12 protein-coding genes, 3 tRNA genes and 5 pseudogenes are annotated in these 17750 nt (G+C 45.6%); 11 read left to right on the top strand and 9 right to left on the bottom strand.

Translation table 11 applies throughout. The features are described from left to right. Nucleotides 1-68: 68 nt before the first annotated feature. The 4 genes and pseudogenes from BEB54_RS26375 to BEB54_RS26360 form a co-directional block, all read right to left on the bottom strand. Nucleotides 69-383 (bottom strand): annotated as a pseudogene (locus BEB54_RS26375) (DMT family transporter); the annotation flags it as partial. Between the two features lie 56 nt (nt 384-439). Next, nucleotides 440-1198, bottom strand: a complete 759-nt coding sequence (locus tag BEB54_RS26370; protein ID WP_001066367.1) for a glutamine amidotransferase — start codon at nt 1196-1198, stop codon at nt 440-442. Between the two features lie 13 nt (nt 1199-1211). After that, the gene (locus BEB54_RS26365) at nt 1212-2426 is read right to left on the bottom strand and encodes a PfkB family carbohydrate kinase (RefSeq protein WP_001403105.1); all 1215 of its coding nucleotides are present in this window, start codon (nt 2424-2426) and stop codon (nt 1212-1214) included. Between the two features lie 195 nt (nt 2427-2621). Further along, nucleotides 2622-2960: pseudogene (locus tag BEB54_RS26360) on the bottom strand (IS66 family transposase); the annotation flags it as partial. A 1024-nt stretch (nt 2961-3984) separates the two neighbouring features. Here BEB54_RS26360 and BEB54_RS29550 point away from each other — a divergent pair. The 6 genes and pseudogenes from BEB54_RS29550 to ldtA form a co-directional block, all read left to right on the top strand. Next, nucleotides 3985-4173: pseudogene (locus BEB54_RS29550) on the top strand (IS4 family transposase); the annotation flags it as partial. An 8-nt stretch (nt 4174-4181) separates the two neighbouring features. Continuing rightward, nucleotides 4182-4325 (top strand): annotated as a pseudogene (locus tag BEB54_RS29545) (cobalamin biosynthesis protein); the annotation flags it as partial. A 151-nt stretch (nt 4326-4476) separates the two neighbouring features. Beyond that, nucleotides 4477-5022: a bifunctional adenosylcobinamide kinase/adenosylcobinamide-phosphate guanylyltransferase gene (gene cobU / locus BEB54_RS26345; protein WP_000973176.1), complete on the top strand. Its 546-nt coding sequence runs from the start codon at nt 4477-4479 to the stop codon at nt 5020-5022. Further along, on the top strand, nt 5019-5762 hold the full coding sequence (gene cobS, locus BEB54_RS26340) for an adenosylcobinamide-GDP ribazoletransferase (protein ID WP_001297350.1): 744 nt from the start codon (nt 5019-5021) through the stop codon (nt 5760-5762). The genes cobU and cobS overlap by 4 nt, the downstream gene beginning before the upstream one ends. An 11-nt stretch (nt 5763-5773) precedes the next feature. After that, a complete protein-coding gene (gene cobT / locus BEB54_RS26335; RefSeq protein WP_001193786.1) occupies nt 5774-6853 on the top strand; it encodes a nicotinate-nucleotide--dimethylbenzimidazole phosphoribosyltransferase in 1080 nt (359 codons plus the stop codon). Nucleotides 6854-6914: 61 nt separating this feature from the next. Next, complete coding sequence (gene ldtA, locus BEB54_RS26330; RefSeq protein ID WP_001310930.1) at nt 6915-7850, top strand: L,D-transpeptidase; 936 nt, start codon at nt 6915-6917, stop codon at nt 7848-7850. A 55-nt stretch (nt 7851-7905) separates the two neighbouring features. Here the strand turns inward: ldtA and BEB54_RS26325 are convergent. After that, nucleotides 7906-7981, bottom strand: a tRNA-Asn gene (locus BEB54_RS26325). A 326-nt stretch (nt 7982-8307) separates the two neighbouring features. On the opposite strand from BEB54_RS26325, the gene nac reads away from it, so the two are divergent. After that, complete coding sequence (gene nac / locus BEB54_RS26320; protein WP_001011447.1) at nt 8308-9225, top strand: nitrogen assimilation transcriptional regulator NAC; 918 nt, start codon at nt 8308-8310, stop codon at nt 9223-9225. 101 nt (nt 9226-9326) lie between these two features. Next, nucleotides 9327-10277 (top strand): HTH-type transcriptional regulator Cbl, encoded by a 951-nt coding sequence (gene cbl, locus BEB54_RS26315; RefSeq protein ID WP_001011039.1) that lies wholly within the window; start codon nt 9327-9329, stop codon nt 10275-10277. A gap of 37 nt (nt 10278-10314) precedes the next feature. Here cbl and BEB54_RS26310 read toward each other — a convergent pair. Then, nucleotides 10315-10390, bottom strand: a tRNA-Asn gene (locus BEB54_RS26310). A 160-nt stretch (nt 10391-10550) separates the two neighbouring features. Between BEB54_RS26310 and yeeO the strand changes: the two genes are divergently transcribed. Both yeeO and BEB54_RS26300 read left to right on the top strand, forming a co-directional pair. Next, the gene (yeeO, locus tag BEB54_RS26305; RefSeq protein ID WP_001323172.1) at nt 10551-12038 is read left to right on the top strand and encodes a toxic metabolite efflux MATE transporter YeeO; all 1488 of its coding nucleotides are present in this window, start codon (nt 10551-10553) and stop codon (nt 12036-12038) included. A 100-nt stretch (nt 12039-12138) separates the two neighbouring features. Next, nucleotides 12139-12214: transfer RNA gene (locus BEB54_RS26300), tRNA-Asn, on the top strand. A 457-nt stretch (nt 12215-12671) separates the two neighbouring features. On the opposite strand, the gene BEB54_RS26290 is transcribed toward BEB54_RS26300, so the two are convergent. The 3 genes from BEB54_RS26290 to shiA form a co-directional block, all read right to left on the bottom strand. Beyond that, nucleotides 12672-13388, bottom strand: coding sequence for a YebC/PmpR family DNA-binding transcriptional regulator (locus BEB54_RS26290; RefSeq protein WP_000532923.1), 717 nt, complete (start codon nt 13386-13388; stop codon nt 12672-12674). 342 nt (nt 13389-13730) lie between these two features. Further along, nucleotides 13731-15185 carry an AMP nucleosidase gene (gene amn, locus BEB54_RS26285; RefSeq protein WP_001060231.1) on the bottom strand — a complete coding sequence of 485 codons (1455 nt, stop codon included), beginning with the start codon at nt 15183-15185 and terminating at the stop codon, nt 13731-13733. Nucleotides 15186-15286: 101 nt separating this feature from the next. Then, the gene (shiA, locus tag BEB54_RS26280; protein WP_000378563.1) at nt 15287-16603 is read right to left on the bottom strand and encodes a shikimate transporter; all 1317 of its coding nucleotides are present in this window, start codon (nt 16601-16603) and stop codon (nt 15287-15289) included. Between the two features lie 314 nt (nt 16604-16917). On the opposite strand from shiA, the pseudogene BEB54_RS26275 reads away from it, so the two are divergent. Beyond that, a pseudogene (locus BEB54_RS26275) lies at nt 16918-17673 on the top strand (glycosyltransferase family 9 protein); the annotation flags it as partial. Between the last annotated feature and the right edge of the window lie 77 nt (nt 17674-17750).

The raw sequence follows: 17750 nt of genomic DNA, 5'->3' as shown, positions 1-17750 counted from the left end.
AGTCTAAAAACTAGTATTAAGACTATCACTTAAATAAGTGATATTGGTTGTCTGGAGATTCAGGGGGCCAGTCTACTGGCTGATGCGCCTTCAGAAAATACCACCATCGCTCCACAGAGACCGGCAAACCAGTTCCAGAGAGGAACTTTTCGGTTTTTAATCAGAGAAGGAATTGCCGCAAATTGTTGCCGGATTTCTTTTCGCGCCATAATAATAAAAAACATCACGACTAAACCACTGGCAAAGGAGATAACTGCGCATGCATTACCGTCCTGTAACCAGTGACCTAATTGACCATTCACCGCTGATTGCATAGGGGAGAGCATACCCGCAAGAATCGTGGCAAGCACCCATAAGGGAGTTGAGTACTTATTCTTTTTCATACATCAATCCTTCTATTATAGTAAATGGAGTAACTGGTGTTACCCCATTATTATTATTATCTTGCAATATGAGTCAGTATATTTACCCACAACGCGGTATAGAACGGCCAGGACATAAACTGCTGTGTACCCCAGTGCGGTGAACAGTCACTCATAAAGCAGGCTATTTTCCCGTTGTGATAGTTACCAAAGACCAGTAATGGATCGTTGTTTATTGTTAATACCACCTCAGCATTTTCTTTAGCGATCGCCCGGTTATAACCTAGGAAAAAAGGATATTCAGAGAACCCTTTAATAACCGGATGGTCAGGTTGTGATGGCTGTGCAATAACACCCTCTGGTTTTTCGACACGATCGTCACCATCTAACATCGTAACCGGGAGCACATCAGCCAGAACTGTATTTTTATAATTGGCTTTTGCTTCAATTCCCATGAATGAGAGATAGCCGCCAATCATCAATAACCCACCACCGTTATTCACATATTCTTTAATCAGTTCGAGAGCGTTTGGTTTTATGCGAAGCTGATAAAAAGTATCATTTTGTAGCAGGAAAGTATTACTACCAATATCACTAATAACGATGGCATCATATTGTTCTAACTGTGCCACATCTTCAGGGAAGGCAATTTGTACCGTATGTGCCGGCATATAGGTGACATCTACCTGACTATTTTTCAGACATTGGAGTAACCAGGTCGCACCTTCTTCATATTTACTTGAGGTAAAACTGTCATATCCTTTTGAATGAATCATATGAATATGCCAGGATTCTCCAATAAAGAGCACCTTTAGTGATTTTTTGGTGTTATTCATTCTCTGTCCCTTCTTAATGCGTAAAAATAGTTTGCTGATAATGTATACTCTGAATTCGATGTATCACAGATTCATGTTCAGGCATGTCAGAAGCATTGCTTGTCTCCACCGCCAGGGATGCAAAGGCGCTGGCATAACACAGTGCTGATTCCAGTGATTTTCCTTTCGCAAGTCCTGATGCCAGAGCGCCGTTAAAAGCATCCCCGGCTCCTGCCGTATTTTTAACGACCGCTGGAAACGCTGGCGAATGAATGAATTTTTTGCCATCAAATGCGAGCGAGCCCTTGCTACCGAGCGTGATAACGGTGTTTTTTACCCCTTTATTGTGGATAGCTTCTGCAGCTCGTTTAGCTGATTCAAGATCGTGTACGTCTATGCCGGACAGTAAACCAGCTTCTGTTTCATTGGGGGTGATATAATCAACATCCTGAATAAGTTCGTTGACGATATCATTATAGGGTGCCGGGTTAATAATGACCGGGATACTGTTTTTTTGCGCCAATGTGATCGCTTGTTGCAGAGCGGTATAATTTGTTTCGAGCTGCAGAAGTATGACATCAGAATTAATAATCGCTTCTTTCTGAATAGTTATTTCATCGGACGACATTGTCATGTTGGCACCGGGATAGATCGCAATAACATTATCGCCAGTACCTTCATTAACAAGGATCGTGGCAGTTCCGGTTTGCGTTTCTTTCGTTTGATAAATTATACTTTTATAAATCTTAGACGAATTCATAAAGTTGATCGCATAATCACTAAAGTGATCTGTACCTACTTTTGTTATGAAATAAACATCAGTATCGGCAAAGCTTGCTGCCAGCGCCTGGTTACAACCTTTTCCCCCCGGTGAAAATATAAAATTACTTGCCAGAAGCGATTCTCCGATAGTGGGAAGCCTCGGCAAATAACTGATGATATCAACATTAAACGAACCAATAACGCATACTTGACTTTTCATAGTTGAGTGGCATTTTTTTATTCCCTGGGCTGTATCATAATTTTCAAGCGCATAAGCGATTTCATTTTTCGCAATAGTATCAAGCGAGTCTAGGACGATAAAAGCACCGCCATGATATCGAGTCAGATAGCCAAGTCTGGCAAGTTCATTAAGATCTGATCGAATAGTTTCTTTCGTTACATTGAGGCTATTGGACAGATCGGATACTTTTACAGAACCGAATTTACTGAGTCGTTTCAATATTTCATGATGGCGTTCAAATTTCATGCTTCACCTCACTTCAGTTACGTTAATATCTGTCGATGTATATTGATGTGATAATCACCATAAAGTGGCGGGGAAAAGCAAAAAAAATCAAAAATAGCCGGAGAAAAGGTAAGCGTTAATGGAGAATCATATTGATGCTTATTTATTGGTGAGAACTACGTTCCATGGCAGGAGTTCATCAATACGGTTGGAAGGTTATTCCGGCAGTACGCTCAGGATATGGCGCAGATACGCTTCCGGATCAATGTCGTTCAGAAGGCAAGTGCCGATAAGCCCATACAACAGTGCACTGCGCTCGCCGCCGAAGAACATAAAGTTTTTATTTCCGAGACAGATGGCACAAAGGGCTTTTTCCGCGGCATTATGTCTGCCTCCGCCTGACCGTCAACACTGTAATAACAGAGTGCGCCCCACTGATTCAGTACACAGCTGAACCATTCTCCCAGTCTGGATTTTTGGATAGCGTGGCATTTTTCTCCACCATGCATGCAGTGAGTCCAGTAACAGTTTGCTCTTCTTCTGCCTGACCACAAGATGTGCTGGACTGGTAAACGATGGGGATACCTGCTTACGCGAGAGCAATAAGTGGCTGGCCACAATTCTCGGTACAAAACTCTGCTGAATAGCAGCGATTTTCCCAGCGTGGTGCGTCGTTTGCATTTTACTGGTTCTAAGTTAACAATTATCTGTTCACTAATGACTACTCTAAAAACTTGTATCAGGACTATCACTTATTTAAGTGATATTGGTTGTCTGGAGATTCAGGGGGCCAGTCTATAAACTTTTTACAAAAGGATGAATGCAGAAGGTTACTCTAATGGCCAGAGTGATGACAATGATGGTCAGACGTTGACCTGCAGAAACTGCATTTTAATTGGTCTATAAAGTCTGCAAGAGGAATCAGGGTCAGATCAGTGAGTCTTATCGCGGCCCGAAGCTATGACTGAAAGAAGGCTGGATACAGAATTGCAACAATTTGGCAATGTCAGAACACAGAAGCTTTGCAAGCAGGTGAAAGGTTATGTCTAGCAAAAGGAGTATATCAGAATACATCTACTGATGTACAAAACACAACAATAGCTTCATGATATATAAATACGTGATGACGAGTGGTACTCCGCATGGTTATTTAACTTCTCAGCACCACTAATGATCCTGAGCAACTTCGTATTTGGGCCATTGCCATGGAGTAGAAAGCTGTGTCTGAGAATGCAGAATTTGAGAAAAGAATTCGCTTTCTTGGAGAGCTTCTGAAAATGGCACGCTAACAACGTTTTGTTAAAAAATGTGAATCACTTGCCGGGGCTGCATTTTCTATTCGAGGAGAATGTTGACGTAGATATTACAGAAATCTCAGCGCATCAGGATAAACTGCTACCTTAGGTCAACCACCAAAAGAAAATACAATACGTCCAGTTTGTATGCCTTTAATAACACATCTTCTAAATGTTGAAGAATTATCCCGCCTGCTGAAGAACGTTGCTCTGAGTGTGATAAACCTTTTTATTCTTGATGATGTCAGCGAGAAGATGGAATATATCCCCGACTGGGTCGTGGTTACCCGGTTAAACATCTGGTGGCGCTAATAAATCTGGCAAGTCACATTCTGTTGAATGCTGTGACAGTGCCTTACCGAGAGAGCGAAATTGTGGTGTTCTAGTGCATAGTCGCCACCATTCCGGATAATTCTATTGCGTTGTTTTACAAGTTCTTTTACAGCGCAGATCTGTCGCTGACGTTGAATCAATAGCCTGGATTTCAGAACACAATGCCCGTTTGCTGGTTGGTCCGGCAGTAGCATTAATTCATTATCTGAATGAAATGTGTCAATCCACAGAAACCGCTGTCAATGACGCATTTTGTCGGACGTTAACACGAGAAAGTCTGGCTATTCCGTAATGCCATCTTATTTCGTAATGGATTGAGAATGCTGGATTTTTAATTATATTACGCGCAGTATTAATCGCGTAAATGTTTTGCGGTCAGCAACGGTGGGGGATCCATTGTTCTGTTCAATGAATACCATCATACATTTGAATCAGGAGTCGGTATGATGATTTTGGTGACGGGGGGCGCACGGAGCGGGAAGAGTCGCCACGCAGAGGCGCTTATTGGGGACTCTTCACAGGTTCTGTATATCGCTACCTCGCAAATCCTTGATGATGAGATGGCTGCACGGATAGAACATCATCGGCAAGGCCGCCCGGAGCACTGGCGCACAGTGGAGCGCTGGCAACATCTTGATGAATTAATTCATGCAGACATTAACCCGAATGAGGTTGTGTTGCTGGAATGCGTTACCACAATGGTGACTAATCTGTTGTTTGATTATGGCGGCGATAAAGACCCTGATGAATGGGATTATCAGGCGATGGAACAGGCGATTAATGCTGAGATTCAGTCGTTGATTGCTGCCTGCCAACGTTGCCCCGCAAAGGTTGTATTAGTGACTAACGAAGTGGGAATGGGGATTGTGCCGGAGAGTCGTCTGGCACGACATTTTCGTGATATTGCCGGGCGGGTAAATCAGCAGTTGGCCGCTGCGGCAAATGAAGTATGGCTGGTGGTTTCTGGTATTGGAGTAAAAATCAAATGAGTAAATTATTTTGGGCGATGCTCTCATTTATTACGCGTCTGCCTGTACCGCGTCGCTGGTCCCAGGGACTGGATTTCGAGCATTATTCTCGCGGTATTATTACTTTTCCTTTAATTGGATTATTGCTTGGCGCGATTAGCGGGCTGGTCTTCATGGTGCTGCAGGCATGGTGTGGCGTACCACTGGCGGCACTGTTTAGCGTACTTGTGCTGGCGCTGATGACCGGGGGATTCCACCTGGACGGCCTCGCCGATACCTGTGATGGCGTATTTTCTGCACGTAGCCGCGATCGCATGTTGGAAATCATGCGTGATAGCCGTTTAGGCACCCATGGCGGTCTGGCATTGATTTTTGTTGTACTGGCAAAGATTCTGGTATTAAGCGAGTTGGCTCTGCGTGGCGAACCGATCCTTGCATCGCTGGCGGCAGCATGTGCGGTCAGCCGCGGGACTGCCGCATTATTGATGTATCGTCATCGTTATGCGCGGGAAGAAGGGCTTGGCAATGTGTTCATTGGCAAAATTGATGGGCGACAAACCTGCGTCACACTCGGCTTAGCCGCTATTTTTGCTGCCGTATTATTGCCGGGTATGCATGGTGTGGCTGCTATGGTGGTGACGATGGTGGCGATTTTCATCCTCGGTCAGCTTCTCAAACGTACGCTGGGCGGGCAAACCGGCGATACGCTGGGAGCTGCTATAGAGCTTGGTGAACTGGTCTTCCTGCTGGCACTGCTATAAAGAGACGTGACATGCAAACACTTGCCGATTTACTGAATACGATCCCTGCTATCGATCCTGCCGCTATGTCGCGTGCACAACGGCATATTGACGGGTTACTCAAACCTGTTGGTAGCCTGGGAAGGCTGGAGGCGCTTGCCATACAACTGGCGGGAATGCCGGGGTTGAATGGCATACCGCATGTGGGCAAAAAAGCGGTACTGGTTATGTGTGCCGATCACGGCGTCTGGGAGGAAGGGGTCGCTATTTCCCCAAAAGAAGTGACAGCCATTCAGGCTGAAAATATGACCCGCGGAACAACCGGCGTGTGTGTGCTGGCAGCACAAGCGGGCGCTAACGTCCACGTAGTTGATGTTGGTATTGATAGTGCTGAGCCTATCCCCGGGCTTATCAACATGCGTGTCGCACGAGGTAGCGGCAATATTGCTTCAGCTCCGGCAATGAGTCGCCGTCAGGCTGAAAAGTTGCTTTTGGACGTCATATGTTATACGCGGGAGCTGGCAAAAAACGGTGTCACGCTGTTTGGTGTAGGTGAACTGGGGATGGCAAACACGACACCGGCAGCGGCAATAGTCAGCACAATCACTGGCCGGGATCCTGAAGAAGTGGTTGGGATTGGCGCAAACCTGCCGACAGATAAACTGGCTAATAAAATTGATGTTGTGCGCCGGGCGATTACGTTGAATCAACCAAATCCGCAGGATGGCGTTGATGTCCTGGCAAAAGTGGGTGGATTTGATTTGGTCGGAATGGCTGGCGTGATGTTAGGCGCTGCTTCCTGCGGTTTACCCGTGTTGCTGGATGGATTTCTTTCTTATGCTGCCGCGCTCGCAGCCTGCCAGATGTCTCCTGCAATCAAACCGTATCTCATTCCTTCTCACCTGTCGGCAGAAAAAGGGGCGCGTATTGCGCTGTCGCATTTGGGGCTGGAGCCTTATCTCAATATGGAGATGCGTTTAGGTGAGGGGAGTGGCGCAGCTCTGGCGATGCCCATCATCGAAGCTGCCTGTGCGATATATAACAACATGGGCGAACTTGCTGCCAGTAATATTGTTCTACCGGGGAATACGACTTCTGATTTGAACAGTTAAAAACGAAAAGTCTGATAAAAGCTATACTTAACGGATAGCTTTCGCGACTTAGGAAAGGGACATGATGCGTCGTGTAAATATTTTTTGCTCATTTGCTCTGCTTTTTGCCAGCCAAAATAGCCTGGCGGTAACTTATCCATTACCTCCAGAGGGTAGCCGTTTAGTGGGGCAGTCGCTTACTGTAACTGTTCCTGATCACAATACTCAGCCGCTGGAGACTTTTGCCGCACAATACGGGCAAGGGTTAAGTAATATGCTGGAAGCGAATCCGGGCGCTGATGTTTTTTTGCCGAAGCCTGGCTCACAACTCACCATTCCGCAGCAACTGATTTTGCCCGCCACTGTTCGTAAAGGGATTGTGGTTAACGTCGCTGAAATGCGTCTTTATTACTATCCGCCAGACAGTAATACAGTGGAAGTCTTTCCTATTGGTATCGGCCAGGCTGGGCGAGAAACCCCGCGTAACTGGGTAACTACCGTTGAACGTAAACAAGAAGCACCAACCTGGACGCCAACGCCGAACACCCGGCGCGAATATGCGAAACGAGGGGAGAGTTTGCCCGCATTTGTTCCTGCGGGGCCCGATAACCCCATGGGGCTGTACGCGATTTATATTGGCAGGTTGTATGCCATCCACGGTACCAATGCCAATTTTGGTATTGGGCTCCGTGTAAGTCAGGGCTGTATTCGTCTGCGTAATGACGATATCAAATATCTGTTTGATAATGTTCCTGTAGGCACTCGTGTACAAATTATTGATCAGCCAGTGAAATACACAACGGAACCGGATGGTTCAAAGTGGCTGGAAGTTCATGAGCCGCTGTCGCGCAATCGTGCAGAATATGAGTCTGACCGAAAAGTGCCATTGCCGGTAACCCCATCTTTGCGGGCGTTTATCAACGGGCAAGAAGTTGATGTAAATCGCGCAAATGCTGCGTTGCAACGTCGATCGGGAATGCCTGTGCAAATTAGTTCTGGTTCAAGACAGATGTTTTAAGAGCGTTGATAATTAGAAAGTAAAAAGCCTGCTCGAAAGCAGGCTTTTTTGAATTTGGCTCCTCTGACTGGACTCGAACCAGTGACATACGGATTAACAGTCCGCCGTTCTACCGACTGAACTACAGAGGAATCGTGTGAACGGGGCGCATATTAATGGCAGTGCATGGTGATGTCAAAGGGTGAAATGCATTTTTTTGTTTGTTTGCTGCCAATTTCAACAAAGTGGTGAGCTTTCAATCTTATTGGGTAATGAACCATCGTGGTGCATACCCTCCTTTTATAGGGCAGGTGAATGCGACTGCAGATAAAAAGAGCCAATGACGAATCTATCATAATCTCTTATTTGACAGTTGGTTAGCTTGCGCATCAACGCCAAAATAGAACTGGCAAGCATCTTGCATTCTGGTTGTAAGTAATGGCGGCACTTGGGCCGACTCTTAAAAACCGGAGGCAACATGAACTTCAGACGCCTGAAATACTTCGTAAAAATTGTAGATATTGGTAGCCTGACCCAGGCTGCTGAAGTATTGCATATCGCACAACCAGCGCTCAGCCAGCAGGTTGCCACACTGGAAGGTGAGTTTAATCAACAACTTTTGATTCGCACAAAACGGGGCGTTACGCCAACTGACGCCGGAAAAATTCTCTATACCCATGCGCGGGCCATTTTACGTCAGTGTGAGCAGGCCCAACTGGCGGTGCATAACGTTGGTCAGGCATTATCGGGGCAAGTCTCGATTGGCTTTGCGCCAGGAACCGCTGCGTCATCCATCACCATGCCCTTATTACAGGCGGTTCGCGCTGAATTCCCGGAGGTCGTTATCTATCTTCATGAAAATAGCGGTGCAGTGCTTAACGAAAAACTGATAAATCACCAACTCGATATGGCGGTGATTTATGAGCATTCCCCTGTGGCTGGTGTATCCAGTCAGGCTTTACTGAAAGAAGATCTTTTCCTGGTAGGGACTCAAGATTGTCCGGGGCAAAGCGTTGATGTTAATGCTATTGCGCAAATGAACCTCTTTCTTCCCAGTGATTACAGTGCTGTTAGACTTCGTGTTGATGAGGCTTTTTCCCTACGGCGACTCACGGCAAAAGTCATTGGTGAAATTGAGTCTATTGCCACGCTTACCGCAGCGATTGCCAGCGGCATGGGCGTTGCAGTATTACCCGAATCGGCCGCGCGTTCGTTATGTGGCGCAGTAAACGGGTGGATGTCACGCATTACCACACCTTCCATGAGTCTCTCTTTGTCATTAAATTTACCCGCCAGAGCGAACTTATCACCACAGGCACAGGCAGTGAAAGAGTTGTTAATGTCAGTGATGAGTTCTCCAGTGATGGAAAAAAGGCAGTGGCAATTGGTGAGCTAAGCGTTATATCGGGATGGAATAAGATGCGGGTTTTTATTATTTGTTATGCCGGGCATTAGACTTTAACAATAACGGAAAATCTGAACTGCCCGGAGTTTACCGTGAATTTCCAACAACTAAAGATAATCCGCGAGGCTGCACGTCAGGATTACAACCTGACAGAGGTTGCGAATATGCTTTTTACCTCACAGTCCGGCGTCAGCCGTCATATTCGGGAACTGGAGGATGAACTTGGCATCGAAATATTTGTTCGACGAGGTAAGCGACTGCTGGGCATGACTGAACCGGGCAAAGCATTACTGGTCATTGCAGAACGTATTCTGAATGAAGCCAGTAATGTTCGTCGGCTTGCAGACCTGTTTACCAACGATACGTCTGGCGTTCTCACTATTGCAACGACGCATACTCAGGCACGTTATAGTTTGCCAGAGGTCATTAAATCTTTTCGCGAACTTTTCCCGGAGGTTCGGCTCGAGCTAATCCAGGGGACGCCACAGGAAATTGCGACGTTGTTGCATAATGGTGAAGCTGATATTGGTATCGCCAGCGAGCGTTTGAGTAATGACCCGCAGCTCGTCGCCTTCCCGTGGTTTCGTTGGCACCATAGTTTGCTTGTTCCACTCGATCATCCCTTGACGCAAATTACACCATTGACGCTGGAATCAATAGCGAAGTGGCCGTTAATCACTTACCGACAGGGGATTACGGGGCGCTCACGTATTGATGACGCATTTGCCCGCAAAGGTTTGCTGGCAGATATTGTATTAAGTGCGCAGGATTCTGATGTCATTAAAACCTATGTTGCTCTTGGGCTTGGGATCGGAATAGTTGCCGAACAATCCAGCGGTGAACAAGAGGAAAAGAATTTAATCCGCCTGGATACGCGGCATCTTTTTGATGCTAATACTGTCTGGTTGGGACTGAAGCGAGGACAACTTCAGCGTAACTATGTCTGGCGCTTTCTGGAACTTTGTAATGCAGGACTTTCAGTTGAGGATATCAAGCGGCAGGTGATGGAAAACAGTGAAGAGGAAATTGATTATCAGATATAGCAAAAAGCCCGCTATAAAAGCGGGCTTTTCAGAAATTTGGCTCCTCTGACTGGACTCGAACCAGTGACATACGGATTAACAGTCCGCCGTTCTACCGACTGAACTACAGAGGAATCGCTGTTGAGGCACATCTTAACGGCGAAAAATCTTTTGTCAAACCCGATTTTTAATTTTCCCAACTGTTTGCCGTTTCTATCAACAGTTTGTTGCATTTGCAGACAATTTGTTGGCGAAAATCTTTGCAGCTTTGCTGATTCTCCCTCATTATTTGAAATGTGGTTTCACTTTCTGCAATTAAGGTCGGCTTTGAATATCTCCTCTGCTTTACGCCAGGTTGTTCACGGCACTCGCTGGCACGCTAAACGCAAGAGCTACAAAGTGTTGTTCTGGCGCGAGATAACCCCGCTTGCTGTTCCTATCTTCATGGAGAATGCCTGTGTCCTGTTGATGGGGGTTCTGAGCACTTTTCTGGTCAGCTGGCTGGGAAAAGATGCGATGGCCGGCGTGGGATTGGCGGACAGCTTCAATATGGTCATTATGGCTTTTTTTGCTGCTATCGATCTTGGTACTACTGTCGTTGTGGCATTTAGTCTCGGTAAGCGGGATCGACGACGAGCGAGGGTGGCGACGCGGCAGTCATTGGTGATCATGACGTTGTTTGCCGTACTGTTGGCAACGCTTATTCATCATTTTGGCGAGCAAATTATTGATTTCGTCGCGGGTGATGCCACGACAGAAGTTAAAGCACTGGCGTTGACTTATCTGGAGCTGACGGTACTCAGTTATCCAGCAGCTGCCATCACTTTGATTGGTAGCGGGGCACTTCGTGGTGCAGGGAATACGAAAATACCGCTACTGATTAACGGTAGCCTGAATATTCTTAATATTATTATTAGCGGCATATTGATTTACGGCCTTTTCTCCTGGCCGGGACTGGGATTTGTCGGGGCTGGGTTGGGGTTAACCATTTCTCGTTATATTGGCGCAGTGGCAATTTTGTGGGTGCTGGCGATTGGTTTTAATCCTGCGCTAAGGATTTCGTTAAAGAGCTATTTTAAACCGCTGAATTTTAGCATTATCTGGGAAGTCATGGGGATTGGTATTCCCGCGAGTGTCGAATCAGTGTTATTTACCAGTGGTCGGTTATTAACCCAAATGTTCGTTGCCGGGATGGGGACCAGTGTTATTGCCGGAAATTTTATCGCGTTTTCAATTGCGGCTCTTATCAACTTACCCGGAAGTGCGCTCGGCTCTGCTTCTACGATCATTACAGGCCGAAGGTTGGGTGTAGGACAGATAGCGCAAGCAGAGATTCAGTTGCGGCATGTGTTCTGGCTTTCCACTCTTGGATTAACGGCCATCGCCTGGCTAACGGCTCCCTTTGCCGGGGTTATGGCATCGTTTTACACCCAGGATCCACAGGTTAAACATGTCGTTGTGATTCTGATTTGGCTAAATGCTTTATTTATGCCTATTTGGTCTGCCTCATGGGTGCTACCCGCTGGATTTAAGGGTGCTCGCGATGCACGTTACGCCATGTGGGTTTCTATGTTGAGCATGTGGGGTTGCCGGGTTGTAGTCGGTTATGTGCTGGGAATCATGCTTGGCTGGGGTGTGGTTGGTGTCTGGATGGGAATGTTTGCCGACTGGGCTGTGCGGGCCGTGCTGTTTTACTGGCGAATGGTTACTGGACGTTGGCTGTGGAAATATCCTCGACCTGAGCCGCAAAAGTGTGAAAAAAAGCCAGTTGTGTCGGAATAAACGACAAAGTGCAGATTATTTCAGCAAACGATTTCAAATTTAAAAAACAGGCTTTGACATTGTGGATGAGCGTCGCTAATATTCGCCTCGTTCTCACGATTCCTCTGTAGTTCAGTCGGTAGAACGGCGGACTGTTAATCCGTATGTCACTGGTTCGAGTCCAGTCAGAGGAGCCAAATTTTAGTTTTGAGATATCTCTATAAGTCTCAAAACAGTTAAAAAATAAAAATTATTTTTACCCGGCCGCTTTGTAAAAAAAAGTGGCCGGGTTTTTTGATTTCTGTGTTTCGTGCGCTTAATCGAGTCTCACGCTTCAGTGAGCAAATTGCCCCTCCCCAACAGACATCACGATTCACAGGGTCAAAAATTCTGTTCCATGAAGTACCGTACAAAGATAAAGAGAAAAATGCCTTATGCGGGATGTAGCTGTCGCGTCTTTATCGGGAAACTATACGTAATTGCCACTTTGTCTTCGGTAATCAGAAAAAGAAGACCTGCCATTTTAATAAATATTATTTCTCTGGGAACGGGGATTTTTTATAAGCAATATGACGAGTTAAACATTATATTTTTTATAAGAATTATATGAGATTAAAGAAATCTGCCATAAAGACAGATTTCTTTAAAATATCATTAGAGATTTGCGACGTTATGATAAACTTTTTGTACATCGTCGTCATCTTCAAGGGCATCAACAAGCCCTTCAAAGATTTCTAAATCTTCTGGGGAAAGCTCAACTTCAGATTGAGCAATCATTTCTAATTCTGTTGTTGAGAACTCAGTGATTCCAGCTGCTTTTAGCGCCGCGATTCCTTTATGAAGGTCAGTAGGTTCAGTATAAATAACAATATTACCTTCTTCTTCAGTTACATCACGAACATCAACTTCAGCTTCAAGCAAAATTTCAAAAATATGGTCAGGGTCTGTTCCTTTAAATACAATCACACCCGTATTGTCAAACATATAGCTGACAGAACCTGCCGCTCCGATATTGCCGCCTTTTTTATTGAAAATTGTGCGAACGTTAGCAATCGTACGGTTAACATTTGAAGTCAATGTCTCAGCAATAATCATTGAGCCATTAGGACCAAAGCCTTCATAACGTCCCTGTACGAACGTTTCATCTCCGCCGCCTTTGGCTTTATCAATTGCTTTATCAATAACGTGCTTTGGAACTTGTGCCTGCTTTGCACGTTCAATAACGAATTTTAAAGATGTGTTTAATTCTGGATCGGGTTCACCTTGTTTGGCAGCAGCATAGATTTCTACACCGAATTTTGCATAAATTTTAGACGTTGCACCGTCTTTAGCCGTTTTTTTAGCAACAATATTGGCCCATTTACGTCCCACTGGAATGATCTCCTCGAAAATTTATTTACATTACTGGTAAATCGTTAACATGTGTTAATTCAGCATATTATATCATAACAGGAAAAATCTCGTCTATTAGAAATAAAAATATTCTAAAGCCATAGTCTTATATTTAATTTTATAAAAACTAATGTTGTTGGCGGGATTTTTTATAATTGTGTTTTGAAAGCATACTTGCTTTTAATATGTGGAAATCATTAAGACGATAATAAAACTCGCATCTGCCCAAGGAAGCAAACAGCCCGCGTTTATTGCAGGCTATTTGCCAGATGTCTTACTTAATCCTTCACATCTATTTCTGATAAGAAGGTTCATAACTTATTATCGGAACGGCGGCTCATTAAAGGTTCGTAATTTACGTGAATGCAGTCGGTCGCCTTCTGCGCGCAGCAAATCGATCGCCCGAATGCCAATTTGCAGGTGTTCGGAAATAGCGCCTTCATAAAAACGGTTAGCCTGGCCGGGAAGCTTAATCTCACCATGTAACGGTTTATCTGAAACACACAGTAGTGTCCCGTATGGCACGCGGAAACGATATCCTTGCGCGGCAATGGTTGCACTTTCCATATCAATTGCTACGGCCCGGCTTAAGTTAAAACGAAGTGCAGAAGCTGAGTAACGTAACTCCCAGTTCCTGTCATCTGTGGTTACCACCGTGCCAGTACGTAACCGCTGTTTGACTTCTTCACCAGGCCTGCCGCTGACTAACTTGGTAGCGTCATAAAGCGCACGTTGCACTTCAGCAATGCTCGGAATAGGAATATCGGGCGGCAGAACCGCATCAAGAACGTGGTCATCGCGTAAATAAGCGTGTGCAAGGACATAATCTCCAATGGCCTGGCTTTCACGTAATCCGCCACAGTGACCAATCATCAACCAGACATCCGGGCGTAGCACTGCCAGATGATCGCAGATGGTTTTAGCATTGGACGGTCCCACGCCAATATTCACCAGAGTAATACCCTGACCATCAGCGGTAATTAAATGCCATGCTGGCATCTGGTGTTTTTTCCATGCAAGGTCGGAAATGGCTTCTTCTGGCGCTTCGGTTTCGGCAGTGATCCAGTTCCCGCCAGCACAAGAAAGGGCAATGTAGGGACTATCAGGATCGAGGATCTGGCTGCATCCCCAACGAACGAACTCATCCACATAACGTGTGTAGTTGGTAAACAAGACGAACGGCTGAAAATGTTCAACTGGCGTACCGGTATAATGGCGCAACCGCGCGAGGGAAAAATCGACGCGGCGCGCATCAAAATGCGATAGCGGGGAGAATTCCGTTGGATGATAAATGCCGTCTGCAGTTTCATCGCCGATTTGCGCCAGTTCTGTTGTCGGGAAGTAGCGAGTTAAACCAGCGCTCATTGAGCGATCAAGTGTCAATTCAGAGCCATCGATGACATAAGGATAAGGGATTTCATGCTGCGAGGGTTGCACAGAGATATGCGCACCATAATCCTGATACAGCAACGTAAGTTGTTCATTGAGATACGAACGAAAGAGAGTAGGGCGAGTAATCGTGGTGGTGTAGCTGCCTGCGTGAGTAAAACGACCAAATGCGCGCGTTTTGGGGGGATTAGTTGTGCTACCGTCCCAGGTTACGGTCAGTGATGGATAGACAAAAAGACCTTGTTTGCGGGCGTTTTCATCAGGTAATTCGCCACTTGTAATATATTTGCCAATGGCGTTGCGTAAAGCAACTACAGATTGCTCATACAGCGCGTCGAGTTTATCCAGTGCCTGAGCTGGGGTCAGACCGGAGCCCTTATTATTCATGTGTGTCTCCTGTTCCATACAATTACCGCACATCCGATAGTATGTCACAGGAATGTGAAACAAAAGTATAAGGCGAAGATCGGATGATCTTCGCCAGGCTATCACGAGCGTTGATTGTCTTTCATCAATAAAGCGGTCATTGCAGAAATCAGGCATCCAGCCAGCAAATAAATGGCAACGCTATGCCAGTTCCCGGCAAAGTAAGTGATGAGTGCAGCGGCAATAAAAGGTGTAAATCCACCGCCAACCACACTGGCAACCTGATAACCGACTCCAGCACCACTGTAGCGATAACTGGCACCAAACATTTCGGTAAACATCGGTTGTTGCACACACACCACCATGTCATGCGCAATGTTTGCCAGCATGATGGAGAAGAAAACTATCCAGAAAATGGATTGTGCTTCAAGCGCCATAAAGAAAGGAAATGCGCTCAACGTTCCGATTAACGCGCCTGTGATATAAACCCTGCGCCGACCAAAACGATCGGCAAGCCAGGCAAAACAGGGAATTGTCAGGCAGCTTAATCCACCTACCAGCAAACCAATATTAAGGAAAAGTTCGCGCGGTAACCCCATATTCTGGGTTGAATAATTAAGTGCAAAGGCAGTAACAATGTACATCGTCAGCAACTCGCACAGTCGTAGTGCAATAATCTTCAGGAAAGCACCGGGATGTCGTAACAGAGCTTCGATAACCGGGATGCGTTTTTTCGCGGCCGCTTGATTATGTTGCTGTTGTTCAAATTCCGCGGACTCCTCCATGCCATTGCGCACCCACAATGCTCCCAGTACCAGTACGATGCTAAACAGGAAAGGAATGCGCCAGCCCCAGCTTAAAAACTGTTCGTCAGTCGTCATCATACTGATCAATGAAACCAGTCCGGTTGAAAGCAGTAAACCTACTCCGTAGCCAACTTGTACACCGCTACTGTAAAAGGCTTTTTTATTTTTCGGCGCACTTTCAACGGAAAGCAACGCTGCGCCTCCCCATTCGCCGCCGACGGCAAATCCCTGAATGGCACGCAGTGTCACCAGCAAAATAGGTGCCCACCACCCAATGGTCGAGAATGAAGGAAGAATACCAATCAAGGCTGTCGCGATGCCCATCATCCAGACGGTCAGCATTAACATGCGCTTACGTCCCAGCCGGTCACCAAAGTGACCGAAAATGACACCGCCGAGCGGTCGGAAAAGGAAGCCGACACCAAAGGTGGCAAATGCGGCGAGCGTTCCCATCGCCGGGCTTACTTGCGGGAAAAACTCGCGATTAAACACCAGTGCGGCGGTAATGCCATAGAGTAAAAAATCATACCAGTCGACGACGGCACCAGCGAAACTGCCTAACGCAGCTCGTCGGGCGCGACTTAACGAAAGCGTCCCTTCATCGGGACGAGTGGAGATGAGCGTGGAGTCCATAATGATCCTGTTTGTACTGTCTTTTTATAATTAGTATGGAAAAGGTAACTCACATTGCCGTCGATCTATAAACGAACCTTATGAGACTACCTCGACAGAGCGCATCTGCAAATGATTTTATGGCTGATTAGCGGCAACATGAAAAATTCGATGGAAGATGAAAGCGCAGGAGTTGCTGGTGTTGTTTAAGGATTAAGCAGAGGGCCCACAGGTTCGAGATATGAAACATAAAAGTCCGCATATGCACAAAATTGTACCCTGATGATTCTGATAGACTGCATTGCATTATAACCAGTAGGGAGGCGAGGTTAGTTATGTTTTTAGTATCATTGTTGAGACGTATTGCATTTAGTTACTACGATTATAAAGCTTATAATTTTAATATTGAAAAAACAGACTTTGTTGTCATACATATTCCCGATCAGATTGGCGATGCTATGGCCATCTTTCCTGTTATTCGGGCGCTTGAATTGCATAAAATTAAGCATCTATTAATTGTTACGTCGACAATTAATTTAGAAGTCTTTAATTCGCTCAAACTTGAACAGACTAAATTAACATTAGTCACAATGACTATGCAGGATCACGCAACATTAAAAGAAATAAAATATTTAGCGAAGAACATAACACTGCAATACGGTACGCCGGATCTTTGTATAGAGGCGATGCGTAAAAAGAACCTGAAAACGATGATATTTATCAGTCAGTTGAAAGCAAAAACGAATTTCCAGGTCGTCGGTTTAACCATGAAGTGCTATTCCCCTTTGTGTAAGAACGCGTCCCGGATGGATCAGAATCTCCGGGCTCCTGTACCCATGACATGGGCATTTATCATGCGTGAGGCGGGTTTTCCGGCAGTCAGGTCAATATATGAATTGCCATTAAGCGATGATGTACTCGATGAGGTACGCGAGGAAATGCGATCGTTAGGATCTTACATTGCGCTCAATTTAGAAGGTAGCTCGCAGGAACGTATATTTTCATTTTCGATTGCAGAAAATATAATAGCAAAAATTCAAAGTGAAACAGATATTCCAATAGTGATCGTTTATGGACCCAAAGGGGAAGATTAGACTGGCCCCCTGAATCTCCAGACAACCAATATCACTTATTTAAGTGATAGTCTTAATACTAGTTTTTAGACTAG

This window comes from Escherichia sp. MOD1-EC6021, from assembly GCF_002965245.1.
GTDB lineage: Bacteria > Pseudomonadota > Gammaproteobacteria > Enterobacterales > Enterobacteriaceae > Escherichia > Escherichia coli_F.
The sequence above is the reverse complement of the archived record's forward strand: the minus strand, read 5'-3'. Positions and strand labels throughout refer to the sequence as shown.

Excerpts from the sequence above, each read along its gene's own strand:
- BEB54_RS26365 (WP_001403105.1), bottom strand. The coding sequence starts at position 2,426 with ATGAAATTTGAACGCCATCATGAAATATTGAAACGACTCAGTAAATTC.
- ldtA (WP_001310930.1), top strand. The coding sequence starts at position 6,915 with ATGATGCGTCGTGTAAATATTTTTTGCTCATTTGCTCTGCTTTTTGCC.
- shiA (WP_000378563.1), bottom strand. The coding sequence starts at position 16,603 with ATGGACTCCACGCTCATCTCCACTCGTCCCGATGAAGGGACGCTTTCG.
- amn (WP_001060231.1), bottom strand. The coding sequence starts at position 15,185 with ATGAATAATAAGGGCTCCGGTCTGACCCCAGCTCAGGCACTGGATAAA.
- BEB54_RS26370 (WP_001066367.1), bottom strand. The coding sequence starts at position 1,198 with ATGAATAACACCAAAAAATCACTAAAGGTGCTCTTTATTGGAGAATCC.
- nac (WP_001011447.1), top strand. The coding sequence starts at position 8,308 with ATGAACTTCAGACGCCTGAAATACTTCGTAAAAATTGTAGATATTGGT.
- cobT (WP_001193786.1), top strand. The coding sequence starts at position 5,774 with ATGCAAACACTTGCCGATTTACTGAATACGATCCCTGCTATCGATCCT.
- cobS (WP_001297350.1), top strand. The coding sequence starts at position 5,019 with ATGAGTAAATTATTTTGGGCGATGCTCTCATTTATTACGCGTCTGCCT.
- cobU (WP_000973176.1), top strand. The coding sequence starts at position 4,477 with ATGATGATTTTGGTGACGGGGGGCGCACGGAGCGGGAAGAGTCGCCAC.
- yeeO (WP_001323172.1), top strand. The coding sequence starts at position 10,551 with ATGTGGTTTCACTTTCTGCAATTAAGGTCGGCTTTGAATATCTCCTCT.